The organism is Enterobacter sp. SA197 (assembly GCF_054131575.1).
In genome coordinates, this window is the sequence record NZ_CP096393.1 from 1,765,350 (window position 1) to 1,790,431 (window position 25,082).

The 25,082-nt window shown below is 54.2% G+C and carries 20 protein-coding genes; 7 read left to right on the forward strand and 13 right to left on the reverse strand.

Annotation, left to right across the window (positions count from 1 at the left end; translation table 11 throughout):
- The 4 genes from M1D91_RS08085 to poxB form a co-directional block, all read right to left on the reverse strand.
- Positions 1 to 1,008, reverse strand: coding sequence for an NAD-dependent epimerase/dehydratase family protein (locus tag M1D91_RS08085; RefSeq protein WP_437431268.1), 1,008 nt, complete (start codon positions 1,006 to 1,008; stop codon positions 1 to 3).
- A 96-nt stretch (positions 1,009 to 1,104) separates the two neighbouring features.
- Positions 1,105 to 2,541, reverse strand: a complete 1,437-nt coding sequence (locus M1D91_RS08090) for a DUF2867 domain-containing protein (RefSeq protein ID WP_437431269.1) — start codon at positions 2,539 to 2,541, stop codon at positions 1,105 to 1,107.
- A gap of 10 nt (positions 2,542 to 2,551) precedes the next feature.
- Positions 2,552 to 3,553, reverse strand: coding sequence for a low-specificity L-threonine aldolase (gene ltaE / locus M1D91_RS08095; RefSeq protein ID WP_437431270.1), 1,002 nt, complete (start codon positions 3,551 to 3,553; stop codon positions 2,552 to 2,554).
- Positions 3,554 to 3,706: 153 nt separating this feature from the next.
- Positions 3,707 to 5,425: a ubiquinone-dependent pyruvate dehydrogenase gene (gene poxB / locus M1D91_RS08100; RefSeq protein WP_437431271.1), complete on the reverse strand. Its 1,719-nt coding sequence runs from the start codon at positions 5,423 to 5,425 to the stop codon at positions 3,707 to 3,709.
- Between the two features lie 151 nt (positions 5,426 to 5,576).
- Between poxB and M1D91_RS08105 the strand changes: the two genes are divergently transcribed.
- Positions 5,577 to 6,005, forward strand: coding sequence for a DoxX family protein (locus tag M1D91_RS08105; protein ID WP_437431272.1), 429 nt, complete (start codon positions 5,577 to 5,579; stop codon positions 6,003 to 6,005).
- A gap of 46 nt (positions 6,006 to 6,051) precedes the next feature.
- Here the strand turns inward: M1D91_RS08105 and hcr are convergent, their stop codons facing one another.
- Positions 6,052 to 7,020, reverse strand: a complete 969-nt coding sequence (gene hcr, locus M1D91_RS08110) for an NADH oxidoreductase (protein WP_437431273.1) — start codon at positions 7,018 to 7,020, stop codon at positions 6,052 to 6,054.
- Positions 7,021 to 7,030: 10 nt separating this feature from the next.
- On the reverse strand, positions 7,031 to 8,683 hold the full coding sequence (hcp, locus tag M1D91_RS08115; RefSeq protein WP_437431274.1) for a hydroxylamine reductase: 1,653 nt from the start codon (positions 8,681 to 8,683) through the stop codon (positions 7,031 to 7,033).
- Positions 8,684 to 8,918: 235 nt separating this feature from the next.
- On the opposite strand from hcp, the gene M1D91_RS08120 reads away from it, so the two are divergent.
- Entirely contained in the window at positions 8,919 to 10,577 is a 1,659-nt protein-coding gene (locus tag M1D91_RS08120) for an ATP-dependent endonuclease (protein ID WP_437431275.1), read from the forward strand.
- Here M1D91_RS08120 and M1D91_RS08125 read toward each other — a convergent pair.
- Entirely contained in the window at positions 10,574 to 11,530 is a 957-nt protein-coding gene (locus M1D91_RS08125; RefSeq protein ID WP_437431276.1) for a VirK/YbjX family protein, read from the reverse strand. The genes M1D91_RS08120 and M1D91_RS08125 overlap by 4 nt on opposite strands.
- A gap of 159 nt (positions 11,531 to 11,689) precedes the next feature.
- Between M1D91_RS08125 and macA the strand changes: the two genes are divergently transcribed.
- Both macA and macB read left to right on the forward strand, forming a co-directional pair.
- Positions 11,690 to 12,805 (forward strand): macrolide transporter subunit MacA, encoded by a 1,116-nt coding sequence (gene macA, locus M1D91_RS08130; RefSeq protein WP_437431277.1) that lies wholly within the window; start codon positions 11,690 to 11,692, stop codon positions 12,803 to 12,805.
- On the forward strand, positions 12,802 to 14,745 hold the full coding sequence (macB, locus tag M1D91_RS08135; protein WP_437431278.1) for a macrolide ABC transporter ATP-binding protein/permease MacB: 1,944 nt from the start codon (positions 12,802 to 12,804) through the stop codon (positions 14,743 to 14,745). The genes macA and macB overlap by 4 nt, the downstream gene beginning before the upstream one ends.
- Before the next feature lie 76 nt (positions 14,746 to 14,821).
- On the opposite strand, the gene cspD is transcribed toward macB, so the two are convergent.
- Positions 14,822 to 15,043 carry a cold shock-like protein CspD gene (gene cspD / locus M1D91_RS08140; RefSeq protein ID WP_437431279.1) on the reverse strand — a complete coding sequence of 74 codons (222 nt, stop codon included), beginning with the start codon at positions 15,041 to 15,043 and terminating at the stop codon, positions 14,822 to 14,824.
- Between the two features lie 327 nt (positions 15,044 to 15,370).
- On the opposite strand from cspD, the gene clpS reads away from it, so the two are divergent.
- Together clpS and clpA are read left to right on the forward strand one after the other, a co-directional pair.
- Positions 15,371 to 15,691, forward strand: coding sequence for an ATP-dependent Clp protease adapter ClpS (gene clpS, locus M1D91_RS08145; RefSeq protein ID WP_437431280.1), 321 nt, complete (start codon positions 15,371 to 15,373; stop codon positions 15,689 to 15,691).
- 29 nt (positions 15,692 to 15,720) lie between these two features.
- Positions 15,721 to 18,003: an ATP-dependent Clp protease ATP-binding subunit ClpA gene (gene clpA / locus M1D91_RS08150; RefSeq protein ID WP_437431281.1), complete on the forward strand. Its 2,283-nt coding sequence runs from the start codon at positions 15,721 to 15,723 to the stop codon at positions 18,001 to 18,003.
- Positions 18,004 to 18,147: 144 nt separating this feature from the next.
- On the opposite strand, the gene infA is transcribed toward clpA, so the two are convergent.
- From infA to trxB, 5 genes are all read right to left on the reverse strand, one after another.
- On the reverse strand, positions 18,148 to 18,366 hold the full coding sequence (gene infA / locus M1D91_RS08155; protein ID WP_002211347.1) for a translation initiation factor IF-1: 219 nt from the start codon (positions 18,364 to 18,366) through the stop codon (positions 18,148 to 18,150).
- 282 nt (positions 18,367 to 18,648) lie between these two features.
- Complete coding sequence (aat, locus tag M1D91_RS08160; protein WP_437431282.1) at positions 18,649 to 19,350, reverse strand: leucyl/phenylalanyl-tRNA--protein transferase; 702 nt, start codon at positions 19,348 to 19,350, stop codon at positions 18,649 to 18,651.
- A gap of 112 nt (positions 19,351 to 19,462) precedes the next feature.
- Positions 19,463 to 21,184 carry a heme ABC transporter ATP-binding protein/permease CydC gene (gene cydC, locus M1D91_RS08165; RefSeq protein ID WP_437431283.1) on the reverse strand — a complete coding sequence of 574 codons (1,722 nt, stop codon included), beginning with the start codon at positions 21,182 to 21,184 and terminating at the stop codon, positions 19,463 to 19,465.
- Entirely contained in the window at positions 21,185 to 22,951 is a 1,767-nt protein-coding gene (gene cydD, locus M1D91_RS08170) for a heme ABC transporter permease/ATP-binding protein CydD (RefSeq protein WP_437431284.1), read from the reverse strand. It lies immediately after the preceding gene.
- A 114-nt stretch (positions 22,952 to 23,065) separates the two neighbouring features.
- Complete coding sequence (trxB, locus tag M1D91_RS08175) at positions 23,066 to 24,034, reverse strand: thioredoxin-disulfide reductase (RefSeq protein ID WP_437431285.1); 969 nt, start codon at positions 24,032 to 24,034, stop codon at positions 23,066 to 23,068.
- 553 nt (positions 24,035 to 24,587) lie between these two features.
- On the opposite strand from trxB, the gene lrp reads away from it, so the two are divergent.
- On the forward strand, positions 24,588 to 25,082 hold the full coding sequence (gene lrp, locus M1D91_RS08180) for a leucine-responsive transcriptional regulator Lrp (RefSeq protein WP_002439523.1): 495 nt from the start codon (positions 24,588 to 24,590) through the stop codon (positions 25,080 to 25,082).

The window sequence follows — 25,082 nt, forward strand, 5'->3', positions numbered from 1 at the left end:
TCAGATTTTACCGTGATCTTTTAACCATCGGGCCGTGCGCAGAATACCGTCATCAATAGTGACAACCGGCTGGTACCCCAGCTCTTTCTCCGCGCGGCTGATATCCAGCGTGAAATCGAAGTTGAGCTTGGAGACGCCATAGTGGGTAAAAGCCGGTTCTTTAGCGGCTTTGTTGCCAAAATGCTCCATGCTGCGCGCAACGACATCCAGCATGGCATAGGGGACTGAACGGATGCGGCAGTCCACCTCCAGCTCGTCAATCAACTTTTGCACAATGTTGCGTAATGGGCGCGGTTCGCCATTGGTGATGTTATAGGTACGCCCGGAGGGAAGCGTGTCGCAGGCTTCCTGACTGGCAAGCCACATAGCGTGCACAGCGTTTTCATAGTAGGTCATGTCGACCGTTGCCCGGCCTCCGCGCGGAAGCAACACGCTGCGGTAGTGGTGCATCATCTGCGCCAGTCGCGGGATGAGCACCTTATCATGCGGGCCAAACAAACTTTGCGGGCGCAACACGGTGAAGCGGGTATTGGGGTTAGCCTGCGCCAGCAGCTGAATCACATCCTCACTGGCTGCTTTACTGCGGGCAAATTCGTTGGCAAAGCGCGCCGGACGAAACTCTTCTTTAATAGCGTGATGATGGCGATAGTCAAAATAGAGTGAGGGTGAGGAGATGTGAATGAAATTACGCACACCCCAGGCGACGGCCCACTCGCCGAGGCGACGGGTGGCGCGAACGTTGGCCAGGTCAAACGCCGCCTGAGTGCCCCAGGGTGAGGTGAAGCTGGAACAGTGCCAGAGGGTATCCACACCCGCTAACATTGCTTTGGCCTGAGAGGAGACGAGTTCGGTCAGGTCGGCATGGATAAACTCCGCACCCATTTTTGTCAGCAGGGAGCCCATCGCCTTGTTGCGCCCGGTAGCCCTTACGCTGATGCCTTTTCGGCGTAAATATTCGACGGCATTGCGACCTAACCCGCTGGTTGCGCCTGTGACCAAAACCTTCATAGCAATCCACTATAGTGACCCGCATTCATTGCGTGCGCATTCTTCCGTGAAACAGGCCGGTATGCAATGGGAAACGTGAAAGAATAGGGTCCGGTTTCACTTTTTTTCTGAGTATTGTTCTGCTAAATGGGCAATACGCCGCGCCATCCCCCGAAAGATAAACAGATGAGCCGGGATCATCAGCAGCCAGTAGAGCAGGCCTGGCATGCCGTGCGGGTGCCACCAGGCCCGGACATCCAGCAAGCGGTAGGTTCCCATATCCGTCAGAGTAAAGCAGAGGCGACCCAGCCCCGGCGCTTTCATTCCGAACAGCAGGGCCAGTTGCTCCTGCGGTTCGGCAATGATGACCCGCCAACTATCAACCCGATCATCTACCTGCAGATAGTCGCGAGACGGACGACCTTTATCCAGCCGGTGTCCGATAAGCCTGTCGAGTAGCGCCCGGATCTGCCAGAGCGCGTTGCCATAAAAATACCCTTCCTTGCCGCCTATCTGGTTGATGACGTCCCAGAGCGCACGACATGAGGCCGTTGTTTTAACCCTGTACCCCGCCTGTTTCGGAAAGTAGCCATACTGAGGTCGCCAGCGGGCAAACGCCTGTGGCGAATAACCCCAGTCGCCGGAGTGAGCCAGACGTGCTTCATCCTGTAATGTTCGCGTTACCGCCTCACGAAAGGGGATGAGCACCTGTGGGATCAGCGCACGCAGGGCCCTGTCATCGGCAAGCAAATCGTGTTTAAGCCCCTGAATAAGGCTGCGGGCGATGGTGGGCGGGACGGAGGTGATGACCTGTAAAAACCAGACGGAGATAAGGCGGGTGGGCAGCGGGATCGCCACAAGCGGGCAATGCACGCCGCTTGCCGCCATAAACTGTTCAAACTGCTGCTGATAACTGAGCACTTCAGGCCCGGCCGCCTCATAGACCTGGTGATGAGTGAACCTGTGGTGACGCAGCTCCAGCAAGTAGTGGAGCAGGTTCTCCAGCGCGACAGGAGTGGTGCGGGAGCGAACCCAGCGCGGTGGGGTGAGTATGGGAAGGTTGTAAACCATATCCCGCATGACCTCAAACGCCGCCGAGCCCGCGCCGACAATAATTCCGGCACGTAGTTCGATGACGGGTACGCCCGCATCACGAAGCAGGTCGCCTGTGAGCTGACGGGCCCTGAGATGGTGAGATTCACTGGTTTCCTTTGCCTGCAGCGAGCTCAGGAAGATGACCTGGCCTACGGGCACCTCCCGCAAAGCGTCACGTACATTAAGGGCGATTTGCCTCTCCTGGGCGACCAGATCGCCGGTTTCACCCATGCTGTGAACCAGGTAATAGAGCGTGCCGACATCCCTGAGCAGGGAGGGGAGATCGTCCGGCCAGCTGAGATCAATCTCGTGGCAGCTTACCCCCGGCAACGGCTGTTTTCGCAGTCGAGAGAGCTGGCGGGCCGCTGCCCGTACCTCATGACCCTGCTGGCTCAGTGCCTGAATCAGATGCTGACCAATGTAGCCGCTGGCCCCGAGCACCAGGATAGGTTGTGGCACGCCCGGCTCCTTAGCGCTGCAGGAACGCCTGCCAGTGACGAACGACTCCGGCAAGCTGCTCACGGTTGACGTCAAGGTGTATGACCAGGCGGACAACTGGCGAGGCGTTGATGAGCACACCACGCTCATGCATAAACGCGCCCAGCCCGGCAGCATGCTCCTCTCCCACGCGCACAAACAACATGTTGGTATCGTGGCGCATAACATCGGCACCACTCTCCCGCAACTGAGCGGCCATCCAGGCGGCATTGTCGTGATCGTCTTTCAGACGCTGAACGTTATTCCTGAGGGCATAGAGGCCAGCCGCGGCAAGGATACCGGCCTGGCGCATACCGCCACCGGTCATTTTACGCCAGCGAGTGGCGCGTTTAATGTAGTCGCTACTGCCCACCAGCAGTGAGCCCACCGGCGCGCCTAACCCTTTGGAGAGACAAATGGTGAACGAGTCACAGAATTGGGTGATCTCACGCAGTTCACAGCCATACTCGACCACGGCATTAAAAATGCGTGCGCCGTCTACATGTAAAGCCAGACCCTTCGCTCGGGTAAACTCCCACGCCTGCTGAAGATAGTCACGGGGCAGGACTTTGCCATTATGGGTGTTTTCAAGACTCAATAATCTGGTGCGGGCAAAGTGGATATCGTCGGCTTTGATTTTAGCGGCGACCTTGTCCAGCGGCAGACTGCCGTCTGCGGCAGCGTCAATCGGCTGCGGCTGAATACTGCCGAGCACCGCTGCACCGCCAGCTTCATACAGATAATTATGGGCACCCTGACCAACGATATACTCGTCGCCACGTTCGCAGTGGCTCAGCAACGCCACCAGGTTCGCCTGGGTGCCTGTCGGCAGGAAGAGAGCGGCCTCTTTACCGCTGAGTTCGGCGGCAAAGCGCTGCAGTTCGTTAACGGTCGGATCATCCCCATAGACGTCATCTCCGACCGGGGCCGTCAGCATCTGGTCAAGCATGGCACGGCTGGGGCGGGTGACGGTATCGCTGCGTAAATCAATCATGGCATTTCCTTATATACACTCCATCCTTCACGCTGTCGGGGCAACGGGCACGCCCCGCCCCCCGTCGCACAGGTCTCTGTGCTGCCGGGGGGGGCGGGCTTGCTGCCTTGATGCAACACGATTGATGTTGTGTATGAACTGAAAAGGCTATTTTTACCTGAGCCAGTTCGTTTTTGCCAGTTCGACAACTTCGTCGCCGCGCCCGCTGATGATGGCGCGCAGCATATACAAACTGAATCCCTTCGCCTGTTCCAGTTTGATTTGCGGCGGGATCGCCAGTTCATCTTTCGCCACCACCACGTCAACCAGTACCGGCCCGTCAATGGAGAAGGCCTGCTGCAACGCGGCGTCCACATCGGCAGATTTTTCCACACGAATCCCGGTAATACCGCAGGCTTCGGCGATGCGGGCGAAGTTCGTGTCATTCAGGTCTGTTCCATCGGTGAGATAGCCGCCAGCCTTCATCTCCATCGCAACGAACCCCAATACACTGTTGTTAAAGACGATGATTTTCACCGGCAGCTTCATTTGCACCACGGAGAGAAAATCACCCATCAGCATACTGAATCCGCCATCGCCACACATTGCCACGACCTGGCGGTCGGGGGCCGTCGCTTTTGCGCCCAGCGCCTGCGGCATGGCGTTTGCCATTGAGCCGTGGTTAAAGGAGCCCAGCAGACGTCGTTTGCCGTTCATCTTAAGATAGCGTGCGGCCCAGACGGTCGGCGTTCCTACGTCGCAGGTAAAAATGGCATCGTCACTGGCATAGTGGCTGATTTGCTGAGCCAGATATTGCGGATGCACGGCCTTGTCGCTGGGTTTGGCCAGATCGTCCAGCCCTTTACGGGCATCGCGATAATGCTCCAGTGCTTTGTCGAGAAAACGACGGTCGGTTTTCTCCTCCAGCAAAGGTAACAGAGCCGTTAATGTCGCATTGATATCTCCCACCAGCGCCATGTCCACCTTGCTATGTGCGCCAATGCTGGCTGGGTTGATATCTATCTGAATGATTTTGGCATCCGTCGGGTAGAAAGCGCGGTAGGGGAACTGCGTGCCCAGCAGGATGAGGGTGTCGGCGTTCATCATGGTATGGAACCCTGACGAGAACCCAATAAGCCCGGTCATGCCCACATCATAGGGGTTATCATATTCCACATGCTCTTTGCCGCGCATGGCATGGACTATCGGCGCTTTCAGTTTAGCGGCGAATTCAATCAGGGCGCTATGCGCTCCGGCGCAGCCGCTGCCGCACATCAGGGCAATATTGCTGGAGTAGCGCAGCAGTTGCGCCAGTTTTTTTAACTCTTCCGCGGCAGGTGTTACCACGGGCTGAGGAGCAGGATACCAGTGACTGCTGGCGGTTTCAGGAGCCGGTTTCAGTGCCACGTCGCCGGGCAGAACAATCACTGCCACGCCACGCTTGAGGATAGCGGTACGCAGGGCGATTGCCAGCACTTGTGGGATCTGTTCAGGCGAAGAGACGAGCTCGCAGTAGTGGCTACATTCACGGAACAGCTCCTGCGGGTGAGTTTCCTGGAAATAACCGCTGCCAATCTCGCTGGAGGGGATATGAGCGGCAATGGCCAGCACCGGGACGTGATTACGGTGGCAATCAAAGAGACCATTGATCAAATGCAGATTGCCCGGACCGCAGGAACCGGCACACACCGCCAGCTCACCAGTGAGTTGAGCCTCCGCCCCTGCGGCAAAGGCGGCAACTTCTTCGTGACGCGTTGGCATCCAGTCGATGGTTCCCATACGGTTAAGACTATCACTTAAGCCATTCAGAGAATCCCCGGTTACACCCCAGATGCGTTTGATTCCAACCTGTTCCAGTGTCTTAGCAATATAAGCGGCCACTGTCTGTTTCATCGTATGACTCCATATAAGTATGTCGTCTACAAGCGTAGTCCATGAAATGTCATTAATTTTGCGTAAATTGCCCCTGATTACATAGGGCTTTATTTCTGTTGAGATTAGGCATAATCTGCATAAAGTTGAATAAAAATAGGAATCATTTCAAATGGTTAAATCATTGTTAGATTCAGTTAATAAGATGTTAGCTCATGAGGATTTTGGTCGTTTACTGCTGCGGCTCGCGGTGGGCGGACTAATGTTTTTTCACGGTTTCCATAAGCTGATGGACGGCACCGATGGCATCGCGGGTATGCTGGTGGCAAAAGGGTTACCGGGGTTTATCGCTTACGGCGTGCTGGTCGGTGAAGTGGTTGCCCCTATCCTGATTGTCATTGGCGTCTTTACCCGTCCGGCGGCACTGGTGCTGGCCTTTACGATGGTCGTTGCCTGGTTGATGGTCGGTATCGGAAAAACCGGCGCGCTGGATGCAACCGGGGCATGGGCTATCGAAAGCCTGGTCTACTTCTTTATTGGTGGGCTGGCCGTCGCGTTTCTCGGGGCAGGTCGTTACTCACTTATCCCCGCGTTGAGGTAAAAAAAAGCCTTCCCGCAAGGGAAGGCTTTGCGTTATTCAGTTCCGTTTACGCCAGGACTAAATCACTTTGTGGATGGCATGAGCAGGCCAGCACATAACCTTCACTTATCTCCTGCGGAGTCAGCGTCATCGTGCTGTTGACGCTGTATTTCCCGGAAATAACCTGCGTTTTGCAGGAGCCGCAGACGCCCGCACGGCAGGCTGCATTCACCGGCACCTGGTTGCTTTCAAAGGCCTCAAGCAGTGTAGTCCCCACCGGTGCAAAGAACGCTTTTGCCGGCTGGAGTTTGGTAAACTTCAACCCGCTGGTGGCTGCTTCGGCAACAGGCGTAAAGAATTTCTCATGAAAGAACCGGGTAACGCCCAGTGCCTTCACATCTTTTTCCACCTGGTCCATATAAGGGGCGGGGCCACAGGTCATGACGGTTCGCGAGGCGATATCGGGAACCCGGCGCAAAATATCCTGCGTTAAGCGTCCTGCGAGGAAACCGTCGGTGGCGTTATGTTCCGCTACCAGCGTGACCGGATAATTCTTCCACTCGTCGGCAAAAATTACATCCTGCGGCGATCGGACGCTAAAAATAACCTGCACATCCGCCTGCGGGCGATAGGCTGCCAGCCAGCGGCGCATTGACATGACCGGTGTCACCCCACAGCCTGCCGCCAGCAACAGCAGCTTGTCGTTGGCCTCATTATCACAGGTAAAATCACCCTGTGCGTCAGAGAGCCACAGATAGTCGCCGCGTTTCACATCGCGCGTCAGCCAGGAGGAGCCGGTACCGTTATCCAGACGACGGATGGTCAGCGTAATGTATTCGCTCACCCCCGGCGTCGAGGAGAGGGTATAAGCACGTAGCTGCTCTGCACTGTTGCGGATACTGACCAACGCATACTGACCGGCGCGGTAAGGGTAATAATCATGGCATAACAGCGACAGCGTCCAGACATCCGGCGTCTCCTGCTGGATGTGGTGAACCTGCATACGCCACGGGCACTGCGGGGTTGGCATTGTCATGGGTTACTCCTTACGCACCTAACATCTGCTGTAAATCCTGCTCGACGGTGGTGATGGCACGCAGACCGAATTTTTCGTTCAGTACCGCCAACAGGTCAGGCGTCAGGAAGCCTGGCGCAGTCGGGCCGGTGACGATGTTGGTAACACCCAGCGACAGCAGCGTCAGCAGGATAACGATAGCTTTCTGCTCGAACCAGGAGAGCACCAGTGAGAGCGGCAGGTCATTCACGCCACAACCGAGTTTTTCGGCCAGCGTCACCGCCAGGATAATGGCAGAGTAAGCATCGTTACACTGACCGGCATCGACCAGACGCGGCAGCCCTTCAATGTTGCCGAAGTCCAGTTTATTAAAGCGATATTTGCCACACGCCAGGGTCAGAATCAGACAGTCGTCCGGCACGCTGGTGGCAAAATCAGTAAAATAGTTACGTTCACCGCGGGCCCCGTCGCAGCCGCCCACGAGGAAGATGTGACGCAGTTTTTCGCGGCTGACGAGATCAATCAGCGTATCAGCGGCCCCCAGCAGTGTCTGACGCCCGAAACCAACGGTAATCAGATGCTCAATTTCACTGTACGGGAAGCCAGCCAGCTGCTGCGCCTGCTCAATCACGCGGGTGAAGTCGTCACCTTCCAGGTGGTTAACGCCTGGCCAGCCGACAATGCTGCGAGTCCAGATGCGTTCATCATAAGCGCCGACGGTCGGGTCGATGATGCAGTTCGAGGTCATCACAATGGGACCCGGGAAGCGGGCAAATTCAACCTGCTGGTTCTGCCAGCCGCTGCCGTAGTTACCCACCAGATGTTTGTATTTACGCAGTTCCGGATAACCGTGCGCAGGCAGCATCTCACCGTGGGTATAGACGTTAACGCCGGTACCTTCGGTTTGTTGCAGCAGATTATGCAGATCTTTCAGATCATGGCCGGAAATCAGAATGCATTTACCAGCAACGGCCTTCACGTTGACCTGTGTTGGGGTCGGATGCCCGTAGGCGGTCGTTTCGCCCGCATCCAGAATGCTCATGACCCTGAAGTTCATCTGACCAATTTCCATTGAGCAGTCGAGCAGCGCATTCATATCCGCAGGCCAGGTACCCAGCCACGCCATAATCTTGTGGTACTGAGCGTAGATCTCATTGTCGTACTGACCGAGCACGTGCGCGTGCTCCATATAGGCGGCAGCCCCTTTCAGGCCATAGAGGCAGAGAAGTCGCAGGCCGAGAATGTTTTCACCAATAACCGCTTTATCAATATTCGGCGTAAACGCAGCGGCCTGGCGCTGAAGATCGCCAAGGTCGTCGCTCAGCAGTTGCAGGTCTGCCATTGGATTTTCGACGGTAGCGGCAGGATCAATGCTCAGGCACTGCGCTTTTAAGGCTTCACGGTAGGCAATGGCTTCACGCGCGTAACCGACAATTCGCACGGAGTCGAAGTTGACGTTGGTCAGGGTAGAGAAGAAGGCGCGAGGTGCGAAATTATCGATCTCATGAACGATAATGCCGTATTCACGCGCTTTGCTGGCCCAGGCAGACAGCCCCTGAAGTGCGGCGATCAGCAGATCCTGCAGGTCCGATGTTTCGGCCGTTTTGCCGCACATACCCTGCGCGTAAGCGCAGCCATCGCCCGCCGGGGTACGGATGGTTTGTTCACATTGCACACAAAACATAGTCACACCTTATAAGTTTTAAAGTTATATTTAAAATACATGTTTAAGATTAAGCGGGTGTGGTGAGGCTTAAAAGGGGTTTTTTACGCAATATGCACATAGATTGATTTAGCGCAATTTTGACAGCGTCAGCTGGTTTTGCCCCTTCGCAGGGGGAAATGCTGTTTTTACTCAGAGATCTCGCCGCTATACTCAGGGTAACGTTATGGAAAATGGAATGTTTCCCGGAGGGGTTATGATCCTTGAACGCGTCGAAATTGCAGGGTTTCGTGGCATTAATCGGCTCTCGTTGATGCTTGAGCAAAACAATGTGCTTATCGGTGAGAATGCGTGGGGTAAATCGAGTTTGCTGGATGCGTTAACCTTACTGCTGGCCCCGGCTCCCGAGCTTTACCATTTTGTTCGCGACGATTTTTGGTTTCCCCCTGGCGATATTCATGGTAGGGAGCATCATCTGCACATTATTCTCACCTTCCGTGAATCGGTGCCCGGTCGCCATCGGGTTCGACGTTATCGCCCTCTGGAAGCATGTTGGATGGCGAGTAGCGACGGATACCATCGTCTGTTTTACCGACTGGAGGGGGAGCTCGCAGAAGAGGGCAGCGTCATGACGCTCCGCACTTTTCTTGACGCCGAGGGAAATCCATTGCCCCTCACGGATATTGACGCTCTGGCCCATCATCTGATCCGCCTCATGCCCGTTTTGCGGCTGCGGGATGCGCGCTTTATGCGCCGCCTTCACGCTGGAGAAGAGGCCGGGGTGCCGGAAACTGACGCCACCGCGCGTCAGCTTGACCTTCTCTCACATGAGCTGCTCTCCCAACCGCAAAATCTTTCTGATGCGCAAATTCGTCATGGTTTATCTGCGATGGTCCAACTGCTTGAACACTACTTTGCTGAACAGGGAAGCGGGCCCACGGCCCAGCGGCTGATGCGTCGGCGCTCTCATGATGAACAGCGCAGCTGGCGTTATCTTGATGTCATAAACCGGGTCATCGACAGACCCGGTGGCCGAATGTATCGCGTCATTTTACTGGGCTTTTTTGCCACCCTGTTGCGGGCTAAAGGGAATGTCCGCCTGGACAGGGACGCCCGACCACTGCTGCTGGTGGAAGATCCTGAGACCCGGTTGCATCCGATTATGCTCTCTGTCGCCTGGCATCTCCTCAATTTACTGCCCCTGCAGAAAATCACGACCACCAACTCAGGTGAACTGCTTTCCCTTACGCCGGTCGAGCAGGTATGCAGGCTGGTTCGGGAATCATCACGCGTCGCGGCCTGGCGATTAGGGCCGGGAGGGATGAATGCCGAAGAAGGGAGGCGCATTGCTTTCCATATTCGTTTTAATCGAGCTTCCTCCCTGTTTGCCCGCTGCTGGCTGCTGGTTGAAGGGGAGACGGAAACCTGGGTCATCAATGAATTTGCGCGTCAGTGTGGTCATCATTTCGATGCTGAAGGGGTAAAGGTCATTGAATTTGCGCAGTCAGGTCTGAAGCCGCTCATCAAGTTTGCCCGCAGAATGGGCATCCAGTGGCATGTGCTGGTCGACGGTGATGAGGCGGGTAAAAAATACGCCGCCACGGTTCGTGGCCTGCTGAATGAGGATCGTGACCCACTGCGCGATCACCTCACCCAACTTCCGGCGCTGGACATGGAACACTTCATGTACCGGGAAGGCTTTGCTGATGTCTATCACCGCGTTGCGCAGTTGCCTGATAACGTGCCAATGAACATGCGGCGCATTATCACCAAAGCTATCCACCGCTCTTCAAAACCGGAACTGGCTATTGAGGTGGCGATGGAAGCAGGCCGGCGAGGGGTAGAGGCGGTGCCGTACCTGCTGCGTAAAATGTTTTCGCGCGTGCTGTGGCTGGCGCGAGGGCGGGCTGATTAAGTGCGTAGCGTCCGGGTCACCTGGGCCTGCAGAGCATCCAGCAGTTCGTAACGACGGCGATACTCGGAACGTTTTTTACTGGCTATCTCTTCCATTGGTTTGCGAACAATGGTGGATGGCAGCAGAAAAGCGCCGTCAGCATGTTGCTCGCCTGCAAGCGACAGCCAGAAGCTGTCGTAGTCGGCAAACAGTTTCCCCTGTTTTTTCTTGCGATAACGCAAACTCTTATAAATATGGGTGGTATTGCTCACCGCGACGATTTGCTCCATCTCCATAAAGGCGGCAATCCCGGTGCAGGCCTCCAGCAGCAAACGTTTAGGAAACAGGCCGTGGCACGCTTTGGTGGCAAACTGAATCGCATCGTGCGCAACATTGGCTTTTGCCCCTTGTAACCCGCCAATAAACAGTGTGCGTTTACCCTGATATTCACAAAGCGCGAAGGTCATCTCCGCAAGGGTGGTCTGCTGCGCGTCGCAGAAGACAAGCGTTGCCTCGCCTTCTTTATCCAGATTCGCGTCGGCCACAAGTCGGATGGTATAACGCTCTTCGTTTTTTCCGCTAAGCTCAGCCAGGGTAATGCCCTGCGATGTAAAATAGTTCATGCGCACCGGCGCTGAGAGATGCGCGGAAAAGGCCTGATAATGAAAGGATAAGGCCTCCAGCGTGCGCTTTTTGTCCATGACAAGTGAGAGCCACGGGCGATGAAGACGGCAGGGGAGTCCGGGTTGAGCATGCAGCATAGGCAGTAGATCCGGGTGTTTTGCCAGACCGGACAGCAATGACGCAGTGCTGACCGGCATGAGCAGGGATCGCAGCACAAATTTTCGCCGGTAGGCCGGGTTTTGCCAGGCTCGTCCGGGTCTCAGTTCACCGGTCGCGAGCGCACGGAAGAGCTGCCAGCCTGTCCGGATAACAGGCGCGTCAGAGGAAGGAATATCAGCAAGAATGGACATGAAATAACCTGGTCTTAGGGATGATGAGGGTATTGGAACAAGCACACCTTCAACGCCAGATAAATGAGAGCGGGCAGAAATGAAAAGATTACGTTTCGTTAAGACAGCGTTTAGTTATTATTGGCACAAATAGCGTTAATAAAGACATTAGGAATTTTTATGAATTTGAAGGGAAAACGCAAAAAGCGCTGGCTGGTGTTGGGGCTGGTGGTGGTGGTGGCGGCATTCTGGCTGTGGGGTCAGCTCAACACGCCAGTACCTGAGTACCAGACACTGATTGTCCGCCCTGGTGAGCTGTCACAAAGCGTGCTGGCGACAGGCAAACTTGATGCGGTGCGGAAGGTGGATGTCGGGGCGCAGGTCAGTGGGCAGTTAAAAACCTTGTCCGTCAGCATCGGTGATAAGGTGAAAAAAGATCAACTGCTCGGCGTGATTGATCCCGAACAGGCGCAAAACCAGATTAAGGAAGTGAACGCGACGCTCATGGAGCTGCGTGCCCAGCGTCGTCAGGCAGAGGCTGAACGTAAGCTGGCGAGCGTGACCCTGGGGCGCCAGCAGCAGCTGGTGAAAAATAATCTCGTGTCACGTCAGGACCTCGACAGTGCTGTTACCGAGCTTGCGGTAAAAGAGGCGCAGATTGGCACTATCGATGCGCAAATTCAGCGAAATCAGGCCACCCTCGATACGGCGAAAGCCAATCTTGAATATACCCGCATCGTTGCTCCGATGGCGGGTGAAGTAACAGAGATAACCACCCTTCAGGGCCAGACGGTGATTGCCGCCCAGCAGGCGCCCAATATCCTGACGCTGGCGGATATGTCTACCATGCTTGTGAAGGCCCAGGTCTCAGAAGCTGACATTATCCACCTTAAACCTGGCCAGAAGGCATGGTTTACGGTATTAGGCGACCCGCAAACGCGCTATGAAGGTAAGTTGAAAGATATTCTGCCAACCCCTACCAAAGTGAATGACGCCATTTTCTACCATGCCCGCTTTGAAGTGCCCAACCCTCAGGGCGTGCTGCGTCTGGAGATGACGGCACAGGTGCATATCCAGCTTAACGGCGTGAAGAATGTACTGACGGTTCCGCTTGCGTCGCTGGGCGAGCCGGTAGGGGATAACCGTTACAAAGTGAAGCTGCTGCGTAACGGCGAAGTAAAAGAGCGTGAAATTACACTCGGCATGCGTAATGACACTGATGCTGAGGTGACGAAAGGTCTGGAGGCGGGTGATGAAGTGATCATCACGACGACCACCCCCGGAGCGCCTCAATGACGGTACTGCTGGAACTGAATAATATTCGCCGCAGTTATCCTTCCGGTGACGGGCAGGTTGAGGTACTTAAGGGCATTTCGTTAGCCATTCATGCAGGTGAGATGGTTGCGATTGTCGGGGCGTCAGGCTCAGGCAAATCAACGCTGATGAATATACTCGGTTGCCTTGATAAGCCCACCAGTGGCACCTATCGTGTGGCGGGCACGGACGTGTCGACGCTGGACAGTGATGCGCTGGCGCGCCTGCGCCGTGAGCACTTCGGTTTTATTTTTCAACGCTATCATCTGCTGTCGCATCTGACGGCGGCCCAGAACGTCGAGGTTCCTGCGGTCTATGCAGGCGTTGAGCGCAAAGCACGCCTCGCCCGCGCCAGAGAACTTCTGGGGCGGCTTGGCTTAAGTGAGCGGGAAGGCTACTCACCCTCTCAGCTATCCGGTGGACAACAACAGCGTGTCAGTATCGCCCGGGCGCTGATGAACGGAGGGCAGGTTATTCTTGCCGATGAGCCCACCGGCGCGCTGGACAGCCATTCCGGCGAAGAGGTGATGGCTATCCTTCATCAACTGCGCGAACGCGGGCATACGGTCATTATCGTCACGCACGATCCTGAAGTCGCGGCCCAGGCACAGCGGGTTATTGAAATTCGTGACGGCGAAATTCTGACGAACCCGCCCTCTGTGGTGCCTTCTTCCACGGGGCAACCCATCGCGACGGCGGAAACGCCTGCTGGTGTACGGCACTTCTCCGGTCGTTTTCAGGAAGCGCTGATGATGGCGTGGCGCGCGATGGCGGCCAATAAAATGCGCACGCTGTTGACCATGCTTGGGATAATCATCGGCATCGCGTCGGTGGTTTCTATTGTGGTGGTAGGCGATGCGGCCAAACAGCTGGTACTGGCGGATATCCGCGCCATCGGCACTAATACGATAGATATCTACCCTGGCAAAGATTTTGGCGACGACGATCCGCAGTATCAGCAGGCGCTGAAATATGACGATCTGCTGGCCATTCAAAAGCAGCCGTGGGTACGCTCGGCAACCCCTGCCATCTCGCAGAATCTGCGACTTCGTAATGGCAATATCGATGTTGCGGCAAGTGCAAACGGGGTGAGCAGCCAGTATTTCAATGTCTATGGCATGACCTTCAGTGAGGGCAGTACATTCAATGAGGAGCAGCAAAACGGGAGAGCACAGGTGGTGGTGCTCGATAACAATACCCGGCGTCAGCTGTTTCCGAATAAAGCGAAGGTGACGGGTGAAATTATTCTGGTAGGCAATATGCCTGCCACCGTCATCGGCGTGGCGCAGGAGAAGCAGTCGATGTTTGGCAGCAGTAAGATCCTCCGGGTGTGGATGCCGTACTCTACGCTTTCAGCCCGCGTGCTGGGTCAGTCCTGGCTTAATTCCATTACCGTTCGCGTCAATGAGGGTTATGGCAGTGGTCAGGCCGAACAACAGCTGGAGCGCTTACTGACCTTACGCCACGGGAAGAAAGATTTCTTTACCTGGAATATGGATGGGGTGTTGAAAACGGCAGAAAAGACCACACGTACTCTTCAGCTCTTTTTAACGCTGGTTGCGGTTATCTCCCTGCTGGTCGGGGGCATTGGCGTAATGAATATTATGCTGGTGTCAGTGACTGAACGAACAAGGGAGATAGGCATCCGAATGGCCGTTGGCGCGCGGGCAAGCGATGTACTGGCGCAATTCCTTATCGAAGCCGTACTGGTCTGCCTGGTGGGCGGTGCATTGGGTGTGGCTTTGTCGATGGCAATTGCCTTTACGCTGCAACTTTTCCTGCCCGGCTGGGAAATTGGTTTTTCTCCCGTTGCGCTGATTACCGCTTTTCTCTGCTCAACATTTACCGGTGTGCTGTTTGGCTGGTTGCCGGCTCGCAGCGCGGCACGTCTCGATCCTGTTGATGCCCTGGCGAGGGAGTGAATAAAAAGTTAATAAAAATGCCAGTCAACGGGACTGGCATTTTAACTGCAGGATGTACACAATGAAGGAAGTGGCGTCAGGCGACGGCTTCCATCTCCAGAGGCACGATAAGGCTGGCATGATTGCCTTTAGGGCCCTGATGCACATCAAACCGGACGGTTTGCCCGGCTTTTAGCGTTCTGTAACCATCCATCTGGATGGTGGAATAATGCGCGAAGATATCTTCGCCGCCGCCTTCGGGGCAAATGAAACCAAACCCTTTGGCATTGTTGAACCACTTAACAGTACCCGTTTCCATGCTTCGACATCCTTCGTAAATCTTATTTAAGTAAGATGGAATGAACCGGTGGCAGAGCGTGGGGTTGTTCAAAACCTCGCCAACTCTCGACTGTACAATTTAGAGAAATCAGGCATCGCGTCAAGCGTTTGGCAGGGGTTCTTAGAGGTCTATCAGTCAAAAATTTGAAGCAGTTAACGCTATTGGAAAGGTTTGTGACAGCCGTCGCGGATAGCAATGATAGATGATAGTTATCTAACACCTGATGTAGATTTAAGATACATCTTGAATCATGTAATCGGTCGATTGAACGTCGCCGGAACCTGTAACCTAAGATGAAAACTGACGATGGGCAAAAGCAATAGTTGGCTGGATTTTGACCACCTGGCGGATGAGAAACTGCGTGACGCGCTAAAACCGCCATCAATGTATAAAGTTATGTTAATGAACGATGATTACACGCCGATGGAATTTGTTATTGACGTGCTACAAAAGTTCTTTTCTTATGATGTTGAACGTGCAACGCAACTGATGCTCACTGTGCACTATCGTGGAAAGGCCATTTGTGGGATTTTCACCGCCGAAGTCGCAGAAACCAAAGTGTCTATGGTGAACGATTACGCCCGGGAGAACGAGCATCCGTTGCTTTGTACGCTGGAAAAAGCCTGAATGCAGGCGTGAAATTGGGGGAGGTGCCAATGCTCAATCAAGAACTGGAACTCAGTTTAAACATGGCTTTCGCCAGAGCGCGTGAGCACCGACATGAGTTTATGACCGTCGAACATCTGTTACTGGCATTGCTCAGTAACCCCTCGGCCCGCGAAGCGCTGGAAGCGTGTTCTGTGGATCTGGTGGCGTTGCGACAGGAACTCGAAGCCTTCATCGAACAAACCACACCCGTCCTGCCGATGAGTGAAGAGGAGCGCGACACTCAGCCGACGCTCAGCTTCCAGCGTGTTCTTCAGCGCGCGGTGTTTCACGTTCAGTCCTCCGGACGTAGCGAAGTCTCCGGGGCGAACGTGCTGGTTGCAATATTCAGCGAGCAGGAGTCGCAAGCGGCTTATCTGCTACGCAAACATGAAGTGAGCCGCCTTGATGTGGTGAACTTTATCTCCCACGGCACCCGTAAAGACGAGCCGGGACAGTCTTCTCCCGATTCTGGCAATCAGGCCAATAACAATGAAGAGCAAGCAGGCGGGGAGGAACGTATGGAAAACTTCACCACCAACCTTAATCAGCTTGCTCGCGTCGGCGGTATTGATCCGCTTATTGGTCGCGGTAAAGAGCTTGAGCGCGCTGTACAGGTGCTTTGCCGTCGTCGCAAAAACAACCCGCTGCTGGTGGGTGAGTCCGGCGTAGGTAAAACAGCTATCGCCGAAGGACTCGCCTGGCGAATTGTGCAGGGCGATGTGCCGGAAATTATGGCCGACTGCACTATTTACTCCCTGGACATTGGTTCACTGCTGGCCGGAACAAAATACCGTGGTGATTTTGAAAAACGCTTTAAAGCGCTTTTGAAACAGCTGGAGCAGGATACTAATAGCATTCTGTTCATTGATGAGATCCACACCATTATCGGTGCGGGTGCTGCGTCAGGCGGGCAGGTTGATGCTGCCAATCTGATTAAGCCATTGCTGTCGAGTGGCAAGATCCGCGTGATGGGTTCAACGACCTATCAGGAGTTCAGCAATATCTTCGAGAAGGATCGTGCGCTGGCGCGTCGTTTCCAGAAAATTGATATCACCGAGCCTTCTGTTGAAGAGACCGTACAGATTATCAATGGCCTGAAACCGAAGTACGAAGCTCACCATGACGTGCGTTATACCGCGAAAGCGGTGCGTGCAGCAGTGGAGCTGGCGGTGAAATACATCAACGATCGTCATTTGCCGGATAAAGCCATTGATGTGATTGATGAGGCAGGTGCGCGCGCGCGTTTAATGCCGGTCAGTAAACGCAAGAAAACCATCAACGTGGCGGATATCGAATCGGTTGTTGCACGTATTGCGCGTATTCCTGAGAAGAGCGTGTCGCAAAGCGATCGCGACACCCTGAAAAGTCTTGGCGAGCGTCTGAAAATGCTGGTCTTCGGCCAGGACAAAGCCATTGAGGCGTTAACCGAAGCCATTAAGATGAGCCGCGCTGGCCTTGGACAGGATCATAAACCGGTGGGGTCTTTCCTGTTTGCAGGGCCGACGGGTGTCGGTAAGACCGAAGTGACGGTACAGCTCTCTAAAGCATTAGGCATTGAGCTGCTGCGTTTTGATATGTCCGAGTATATGGAACGTCATACCGTTAGCCGCTTAATCGGTGCGCCTCCGGGATATGTTGGTTTCGATCAGGGCGGTTTACTGACCGACGCGGTGATAAAACACCCGCACGCAGTACTGCTGCTGGACGAAATTGAAAAAGCGCACCCGGATGTCTTCAACCTCTTACTGCAGGTGATGGACAACGGCACCCTGACCGATAACAACGGGCGTAAAGCGGACTTCCGCAACGTGGTGCTGGTGATGACCACCAATGCTGGCGTGCGTGAAACCGAGCGTAAATCTATTGGTCTTATCCATCAGGACAACAGTACCGATGCGATGGAAGAGATCAAAAAAATCTTTACGCCGGAGTTCCGCAACCGTCTGGATAACATTATCTGGTTTGATCACCTCTCCACCGAGGTTATTCATCAGGTAGTCGACAAGTTTATTGTCGAACTCCAGGTGCAACTGGATCAAAAAGGTGTCTCGCTGGAAGTGAGTCAGGACGCGCGTGACTGGCTGGCAGAAAAAGGCTATGACCGTGCGATGGGGGCTCGTCCGATGACCCGCGTTATTCAGGACAACCTGAAAAAACCACTGGCCAACGAACTGCTGTTCGGTTCGTTAGTTGATGGTGGACAGGTAACGGTAACCCTGGATAAAGAGAAAAATGAGCTGCAGTATGGTTTCCAGAGTGCGCAGAAGCACAAACCGGAAACCGCGCATTAAGCGCGCCTTTAATAACAAAAACCGGACAGTGGTCCGGTTTTTTTATGCCTGACTAGCGCGGTCAGCACCCCGATGCAGAACGACAAAAGCCGGACAAAAGTCCGGCTTTCAGAATTTCGCACGCGGCGTTGTGGCTAACTGTGATTAACGGCTACGGAAGACAATGCGGCCTTTGCTCAGGTCGTACGGGGTCAGCTCAACAGTCACTTTATCGCCCGTCAGAATGCGGATGTAGTTTTTACGCATTTTACCGGAGATATGCGCAGTGACCACGTGACCGTTTTCAAGTTCTACGCGGAACATAGTATTAGGCAACGTATCCAGAACGGTGCCTTGCATTTCGATATTGTCTTCTTTGGCCATCTAATCCTCGGGGGTATCACTACCATATTTTTTTGAACCGGCAAGATAATGCCCAAGTTCGTCTGTTAAGTAAAGATTTGTGCTGATAAAACGCAGCAAACGGCTTTTGCGCATTACCCTCATGCCACAATCAGGACGCGCGTCACGCGCATCATAAAGGGGAGCGATAAAGAAGAAGGAGGGCGTCCCTGATACGTGCTTCCCTGAATGGCGGGTAACAGGCAGAAGCTGCTCTGAGCGACCATTATAACACCCTGATAAAAAATGTGCCGAAAACATTCATCAGGTTGCTAAAAACAGTTCCCTTGGTACCCAAAAATGGGAAGGTAAGCGCTGTTGCCGTGTCTGACCAAGACGTTCAAGATACTCGCGGCGCGGAATTTCAACGGCGCCCAACGAGGCGGTGTGAGAGTTCAGAACCTGACAGTCAATCAGCTGCCCACCAGCCTCGGCAAAAGCATGGCAAAAAAGCATTAACGCGGTTTTTGAAGCATTTATGCGACGGCTGAACATGGACTCGCCGCAAAACAGCGCCCCCTGCGAAACCCCATACATGCCACCCACGAGCGCACCCTCTTCCCAGACTTCAATGGAATGCGCGTGCCCAAGTTCATGTAAACGATGATAGGCGAGCACGATGTCAGGGGTTATCCAGGTGCCCTCATTACGATCTTCTGCACATCCATCAAGCACCTGCCCGAAAGCATGATTGAGCGTGACGCGATAGGGGGTCGTTTTATGGAAGCGTTTCATACTGCGGCTGACATGAAAGTTTTCTGGCCAAAGCACCGCGCGTGGGTCCGGAGACCACCAGAGAATAGGATCCCCTGGTGAAAACCAGGGGAAGATGCCACGCTGATAGGCCATTAAAAGCCGGGCCGGACTGAGGTCGCCACCTAAAGCCAGCAACCCGTTTGGTTCACGCAACGCCGCCTCCGGCGAGGGAAAAGCAATGGTGTGACGAGAAAGCTGAACCAGGCGCATGACTGCAATGCTCCACAACGCAACAAAGAGTAATTCCTTATGTATATCGTCAACTTTACTCCGCACTTTAACGTTAGCGCAAAATCCGAAGGAAGATGTCGATACCCATCGATTACAGACGCTGCTTAAACTGGTAGTAACGACCCTGTTTCGCCATTAACGCTGCGTGATTACCTTGCTCAATTATTTCACCGTTGTCCATCACAATTATCTGATCAAACCGCGACAGCCCGCGAAGGCGATGTGTCACCATTAATAAGGTCTTATCCTTCATAACCTCATCAAGTAAATCAAGTATTTGCGTTTCGGTCGCGGCGTCAAGACCCTCGGTGGGTTCGTCAAGCAGGACCAGTGGCGCATCGTGCAATAAAGCGCGCGCTATAGCCAGCCTGCGGAGCTCACCGCCGGAGAGCTGGCGGCCCCCTTCACCCAGCCAGGCGTTCAACCCGCTGTCATCCAGCAACTTTTCCAGGCCAACCCGACAGAGTACGGTTGCCAGGGTCTCATCACTGGCCTGCGGAGCGGCCAGAAGTAAATTGTCACGTAAGGTGGCGCTAAACAAATGGACGCGCTGCGGAACCATACTGATGCTTTCGCGTAAGGTGGCTTCGCTAAGTGCTGTAACCGGCAGATCATTAAAGAGAATACGGCCATGCTGCGGATCCCATGCGCGGGTCAGCAGTTGCAGCAGCGTTGATTTTCCGCAGCCGGTACGGCCCAGTACCGCGACGTGCTCCCCACTGGCAATGGATAATGACAGGGCATTCAGCGCATTAAGCGGTTGACCCGGGTAGGCAAAACTTACGTTTTCCAGACGCAGGTTAACCTGCGAGGGGGCCGCATCGCTATTTTCAGCAAACTGCACGTCCACCGGCGAGTCGGTAATTTCCGTAATGCGCACCGCGGAGGCGATCACCTGGCCCAGATGCTGGAAAGCTCCCGTTACCGGGGCCAGTGCCTCAAAAGCGGCCAGCGCACAAAAGACAAAGAGGGCAATAAGCGCGCCGGGCTGCGTATTACCGCCGACCCCACCAGCAGCCAGCCACAGCATGGCAATCACTGCAAAGGCGCTGATAATCAGCATGAGCGCCTGTGAGGCTGCCGTAAGATCGGACTGGCGTCGCTGGGCATCGTGCCAGCTCAGTTCTGTATTCTCCATCTGCTCACGGTAACGTTGGCTGGCGCCAAAAATTGTCAGCTCCGCCTGACCCTGCAGCCAGCTCGTTAACTGCTGGCGATATTGTCCGCGTAAATGTGTCAGGCTCTCTCCGGTGGGCTTTCCGGCGCGATAAAAGAGCGGCGGAAGAATAAACAGTGTGGCAAGCATGATCCCGCCAAGCGTCAGGGCGAGGGGCATATCCAGAAGACTTAGCCCCAGCGTCACGACAAAGATAACGACCAGTGCTCCCACCAGCGGGGAGATAACGCGCAGATAGAGGTGATCAAGCGTATCAACATCTGCCACCACCCGGTTGAGCAACTCCCCCTGACGGAAGCGGGCCAGTCCAGCCGGTGAAAGGGGAAGCAGTTTACTGAACGTGCTGACCCGTAAATGCTGCAATACTCTGAAGGTCGCATCATGGCTGACCAGCCTTTCAAAATAGCGCCCGGCAGTACGTATAATTGCTGCGGCACGCACGCCAGCAGCGGGAAGCATGTAGTTAAAGCTGTAAATTCCGGCGACCCCTACCAGCGCTGAGGCGGATAAGAACCAGCCGGAAAGGGTCAGCAGGCCTATACTGGCCAGCAAGGTCACAATCGCGAGAATCACCCCGAGACTGAGTAACCCGATATGGCGTTTATAAAGGGCGAGATAAGGGAGAAGGGCGCGCATTTAAATCTCCTCCTGACGGTGAGCGAGCAGGGCGGCAAAGGCTCCCCCGGCTTGTGAGAGTTCGGCGAAGGTGCCTTGTTCGATTATCTGTCCATTTTCCATCACCCAAATGGCGTCCCAGTCAGTGAGCCCTTCGAGCTGATGCGTTACCATTATTGTCGTCTGGAGCAAAGAGGCATCGTTCAGCGCCTGCATAACACGCCGCTCACTATGGCTGTCCAGACTGGCGGCGGGCTCATCAAGCAGTAGTAGCTTGCTGGCATCCAGCAGGGCGCGTGCTACCGCAACGCGCTGGGCTTGTCCGACGGAAAGGCGTGCGCCCTGATCGCCGGTTGGCGTATCAAGACCTTGCGGCAACAGCGGCAGGAACTCGCTCACCCAGGCTTTATCGATAACAGCCTGCAGTTCGGTCGCGCTGGCATCCGGCCTGCCCAGCAGAATATTCTGTCGCAAGGTAGAGGCCGGGAGTTGAGGGTTCTGTCCCACCCAGCTAATCATGCGCCGCCAGGCATCAGGGTCGAGACTGCCGGATTCCACGCCATTAATGCGTAAAGATCCTTCATAGGGAAGAAACCCGGAAAGCGCATTAATCAGAGAGCTTTTTCCTGAGCCACTTCGCCCTACCAGCACAACGCGTTGGCCCGCAGGCAAAGTGAAATTAAGCGGCCCGGCAAGCACGGCACCCTCTGGCGATTTGAGAATCAGATCCTGTGCGGTGATGGTCAGGGCTTCATCCGTTTTCAGGGTGAGGTCTCCCCGCTGAGGGTGAGCGAGCGGTGCTTCCATAAAGGTTTTCAGGCTGTCGGCGGCACCAATGGCCTGCGCCTTTGCATGGTAAAAGGTGCCTAAATCACGCAGCGGCTGGAAAAACTCCGGTGCCAGCACCAGTGCCAGGAAGCCAGCGAACAGGGTAACGCCAGCGGCATAGTGGCCAAAATTAAGTTCGCCAAGATAAGAGAAGCCGAAATAGACCGCCACCAGCGCAATCGACAATGAGGTGAAGAACTCAAGCACACCGGAAGACAAAAAGGCCAGCCGCAGTACTTCCATTGTACGACTGCGAAAATCCTGCGACGCCAGGCGGATATTTTCTGTCTCGGCCTCGCCCCGGTGGAAAATGCGCAGGGTTTCCATGCCACGCAGACGGTCGAGGAAGTGGCCGCTCAGGCGCGCCAGGGCTTTAAAGTTACGGCGGTTAGCATCGGCTGCCCCCATGCCCACCATCGCCATAAACAAAGGAATAAGCGGCGCGGTGCATAACAGAATTAATGCTGCAGCCCAGTTAATCGGCAACAGCGTTACCACGATCAACAAAGGCACCGTTGCCGCCAGCGTCATCTGCGGCAGATAACGAGCGTAAAAATCATGCATATCGTCGATTTGTTCAAGAATAAGGGTGGCCCAGCTACCGGCAGGTTTACCCTGTATCCAGGCAGGCCCGGCCTGCTGAAGCCTGTCCAGAACCCGACGGCGAATTTCAAAACGGATATGTGCGCCAGCATGAAAACCCACGCGCTCGCGAAGCCACGTCACCCAGCTACGCAGAATAAACACCAGCACCAGCAATGCAAAGGGGAGGAGCAAAGCCTCGCGTGGAATATTCTCCATAATCAGATGATTAAGGATTTTCGCCAGCATCCAGGCCTGTGCGACGATGAGTACGCCGCTCAACACACCCAAAAGTCGGGACATCATGAGCCAGCGACGTGAGATGACACTTTGCTGTTTTAGCCAGCGGGTTAATTCTTGTTGACGGGTTTTATTCATTGCGCGCTTTGCAGGTAAAGTTATCGGATTTTTTAGCTTCGCAATGTTACATCGGCACAAAAATAAAGGCGACTTATAGTCGCCTTTTTTACCTTTATTACTGACTTGTAAAGATTATTTACTTTCCTGAGCCAGCCCGTCCAGATAGCGCTCTGCGTCGAGAGCCGCCATGCAGCCAGTCCCAGCGGAGGTGATCGCCTGGCGATAGATGTGATCCATTACATCGCCTGCAGCAAAGACGCCCGGGATGCTGGTTTGTGTAGCATTGCCATGAATACCGGATTGTACTTTGATATAGCCATTTTCCAGCGCAAGCTGGCCGGCAAAAATCGCCGTGTTTGGGCTATGACCGATGGCGACAAACAGACCTGCCACGTCGAGAGATTCAACAGTATCGGTATTCTGCGTATCACGCAGACGCAGCCCGCTGACCCCCATCTGATCGCCAGTGACCTCTTCCAGCGTCCGGTTGGTATGCAGAACGATATTTCCGCTTGCTACCTTTTCCATTAAACGCTTGATAAGGATTTTCTCCGCGCGGAACGTGTCGCGGCGATGAATCAGATGCACTTCAGAGGCGATATTCGCCAGATAAAGAGCTTCTTCAACGGCTGTGTTACCACCACCAATGACGGCAACTTTCTGGTTACGGTAGAAGAAACCATCGCAGGTTGCGCAGGCGGAGACGCCACGGCCTTTATAGGCTTCTTCAGAAGGCAGGCCCAGATAGCGTGCAGAGGCGCCCGTAGCGATGATTAATGCATCACAGGTGTACTCGCCACTGTCGCCGGTCAGACGGAAGGGGCGGTTCTGAAGATCAACGCTATTGATGTGGTCGAACAGAATCTGAGTATCGAATTTTTCGGCATGCTCGTGCATGCGCTCCATCAGCAACGGCCCGGTCAGATGATTGGGATCGCCAGGCCAGTTTTCCACTTCGGTCGTGGTGGTGAGCTGACCGCCTTTCTCCATACCTGTAATTAATACCGGCTCCAGGTTTGCGCGTGCAGCATAGACCGCAGCGGTATAACCCGCGGGGCCTGAACCCAGGATAAGCAGCTTGCTGTGTTTGGCCGTACCCATGAAATCCTCATTTTTATTTGCATACATTGAGTCGGATTGTAGGGAATTTGTAAGCGTAAAAAAAGAGTGCAGCGGTTTTGTTAACGATATGTGTAATAGACAAAGCCGATGGCAAAGTTCAAGGGAAGATTTCAAATATAATAATTTCTACTGAAAATCGGTCGCTTATAAGGGGATAAAATGAGTATTACGGGACCCCGATGATGAATATCTGGCATGTTGTACTAAAAAAAGATGTTTTGCTTTGACAATCCCCTGCGCATTTGCGAAAACATCAAAGGAAGAAAAAAAGCAGTGTTTCGCGCGTGATGCAAAATCATGCATGTAAATGCCATTTTTACCGGGCTAGCGAAATCTACGCATGGTGTGGACAGATGCCATCCGTGATGTCGATAGTGGCCTTCAGGCACCGGCTTCTTAATACAGACCCTGGGATTATGTGGTGTTGGCGTTACACAACACGTTACACATAAAGCGACGGGCAAAGACTCTGAACAGTGAAGTGCACAGGGTCAAGACAGGAGTAGGGAAGGAATACAGAGAGACAATAATAATGGTAGATAGCAAGAAGCGCCCTGGCAAAGATCTCGACCGCATCGATCGTAATATCCTGAACGAATTGCAAAAAGATGGGCGTATTTCCAACGTCGAGCTTTCTAAACGAGTGGGACTTTCTCCCACGCCGTGCCTTGAGCGCGTGCGCAGGCTGGAAAGACAGGGATTCATTCAGGGCTATACAGCACTGCTGAACCCACATTATCTGGATGCATCACTTCTGGTTTTTGTTGAGATTACTCTGAATCGTGGCGCGCCGGATGTGTTTGAGCAATTTAACTCCGCTGTACAAAAACTTGAAGAAATTCAAGAGTGTCATCTTGTTTCTGGCGATTTCGACTACTTGTTGAAAACACGTGTGCCAGATATGTCGGCCTATCGTAAGCTTTTAGGGGAAACCCTGTTGCGACTGCCAGGCGTCAATGACACCCGTACCTATGTGGTGATGGAAGAAGTCAAACAAAGCAATCGTCTGGTTATCAAGACGCGCTAA

Coding starts and splice junctions, on each gene's coding strand:
- M1D91_RS08085 (WP_437431268.1), bottom strand. CDS start 1,008: ATGAAGGTTTTGGTCACAGGCGCAACCAGCGGGTTAGGTCGCAATGCC.
- ltaE (WP_437431270.1), bottom strand. CDS start 3,553: ATGATTGATTTACGCAGCGATACCGTCACCCGCCCCAGCCGTGCCATG.
- poxB (WP_437431271.1), bottom strand. CDS start 5,425: ATGAAACAGACAGTGGCCGCTTATATTGCTAAGACACTGGAACAGGTT.
- M1D91_RS08105 (WP_437431272.1), top strand. CDS start 5,577: ATGGTTAAATCATTGTTAGATTCAGTTAATAAGATGTTAGCTCATGAG.
- hcr (WP_437431273.1), bottom strand. CDS start 7,020: ATGACAATGCCAACCCCGCAGTGCCCGTGGCGTATGCAGGTTCACCAC.
- hcp (WP_437431274.1), bottom strand. CDS start 8,683: ATGTTTTGTGTGCAATGTGAACAAACCATCCGTACCCCGGCGGGCGAT.
- M1D91_RS08120 (WP_437431275.1), top strand. CDS start 8,919: ATGATCCTTGAACGCGTCGAAATTGCAGGGTTTCGTGGCATTAATCGG.
- M1D91_RS08125 (WP_437431276.1), bottom strand. CDS start 11,530: ATGTCCATTCTTGCTGATATTCCTTCCTCTGACGCGCCTGTTATCCGG.
- macA (WP_437431277.1), top strand. CDS start 11,690: ATGAATTTGAAGGGAAAACGCAAAAAGCGCTGGCTGGTGTTGGGGCTG.
- macB (WP_437431278.1), top strand. CDS start 12,802: ATGACGGTACTGCTGGAACTGAATAATATTCGCCGCAGTTATCCTTCC.
- cspD (WP_437431279.1), bottom strand. CDS start 15,043: ATGGAAACGGGTACTGTTAAGTGGTTCAACAATGCCAAAGGGTTTGGT.
- clpS (WP_437431280.1), top strand. CDS start 15,371: ATGGGCAAAAGCAATAGTTGGCTGGATTTTGACCACCTGGCGGATGAG.
- clpA (WP_437431281.1), top strand. CDS start 15,721: ATGCTCAATCAAGAACTGGAACTCAGTTTAAACATGGCTTTCGCCAGA.
- infA (WP_002211347.1), bottom strand. CDS start 18,366: ATGGCCAAAGAAGACAATATCGAAATGCAAGGCACCGTTCTGGATACG.
- aat (WP_437431282.1), bottom strand. CDS start 19,350: ATGCGCCTGGTTCAGCTTTCTCGTCACACCATTGCTTTTCCCTCGCCG.
- cydC (WP_437431283.1), bottom strand. CDS start 21,184: ATGCGCGCCCTTCTCCCTTATCTCGCCCTTTATAAACGCCATATCGGG.
- cydD (WP_437431284.1), bottom strand. CDS start 22,951: ATGAATAAAACCCGTCAACAAGAATTAACCCGCTGGCTAAAACAGCAA.
- trxB (WP_437431285.1), bottom strand. CDS start 24,034: ATGGGTACGGCCAAACACAGCAAGCTGCTTATCCTGGGTTCAGGCCCC.
- lrp (WP_002439523.1), top strand. CDS start 24,588: ATGGTAGATAGCAAGAAGCGCCCTGGCAAAGATCTCGACCGCATCGAT.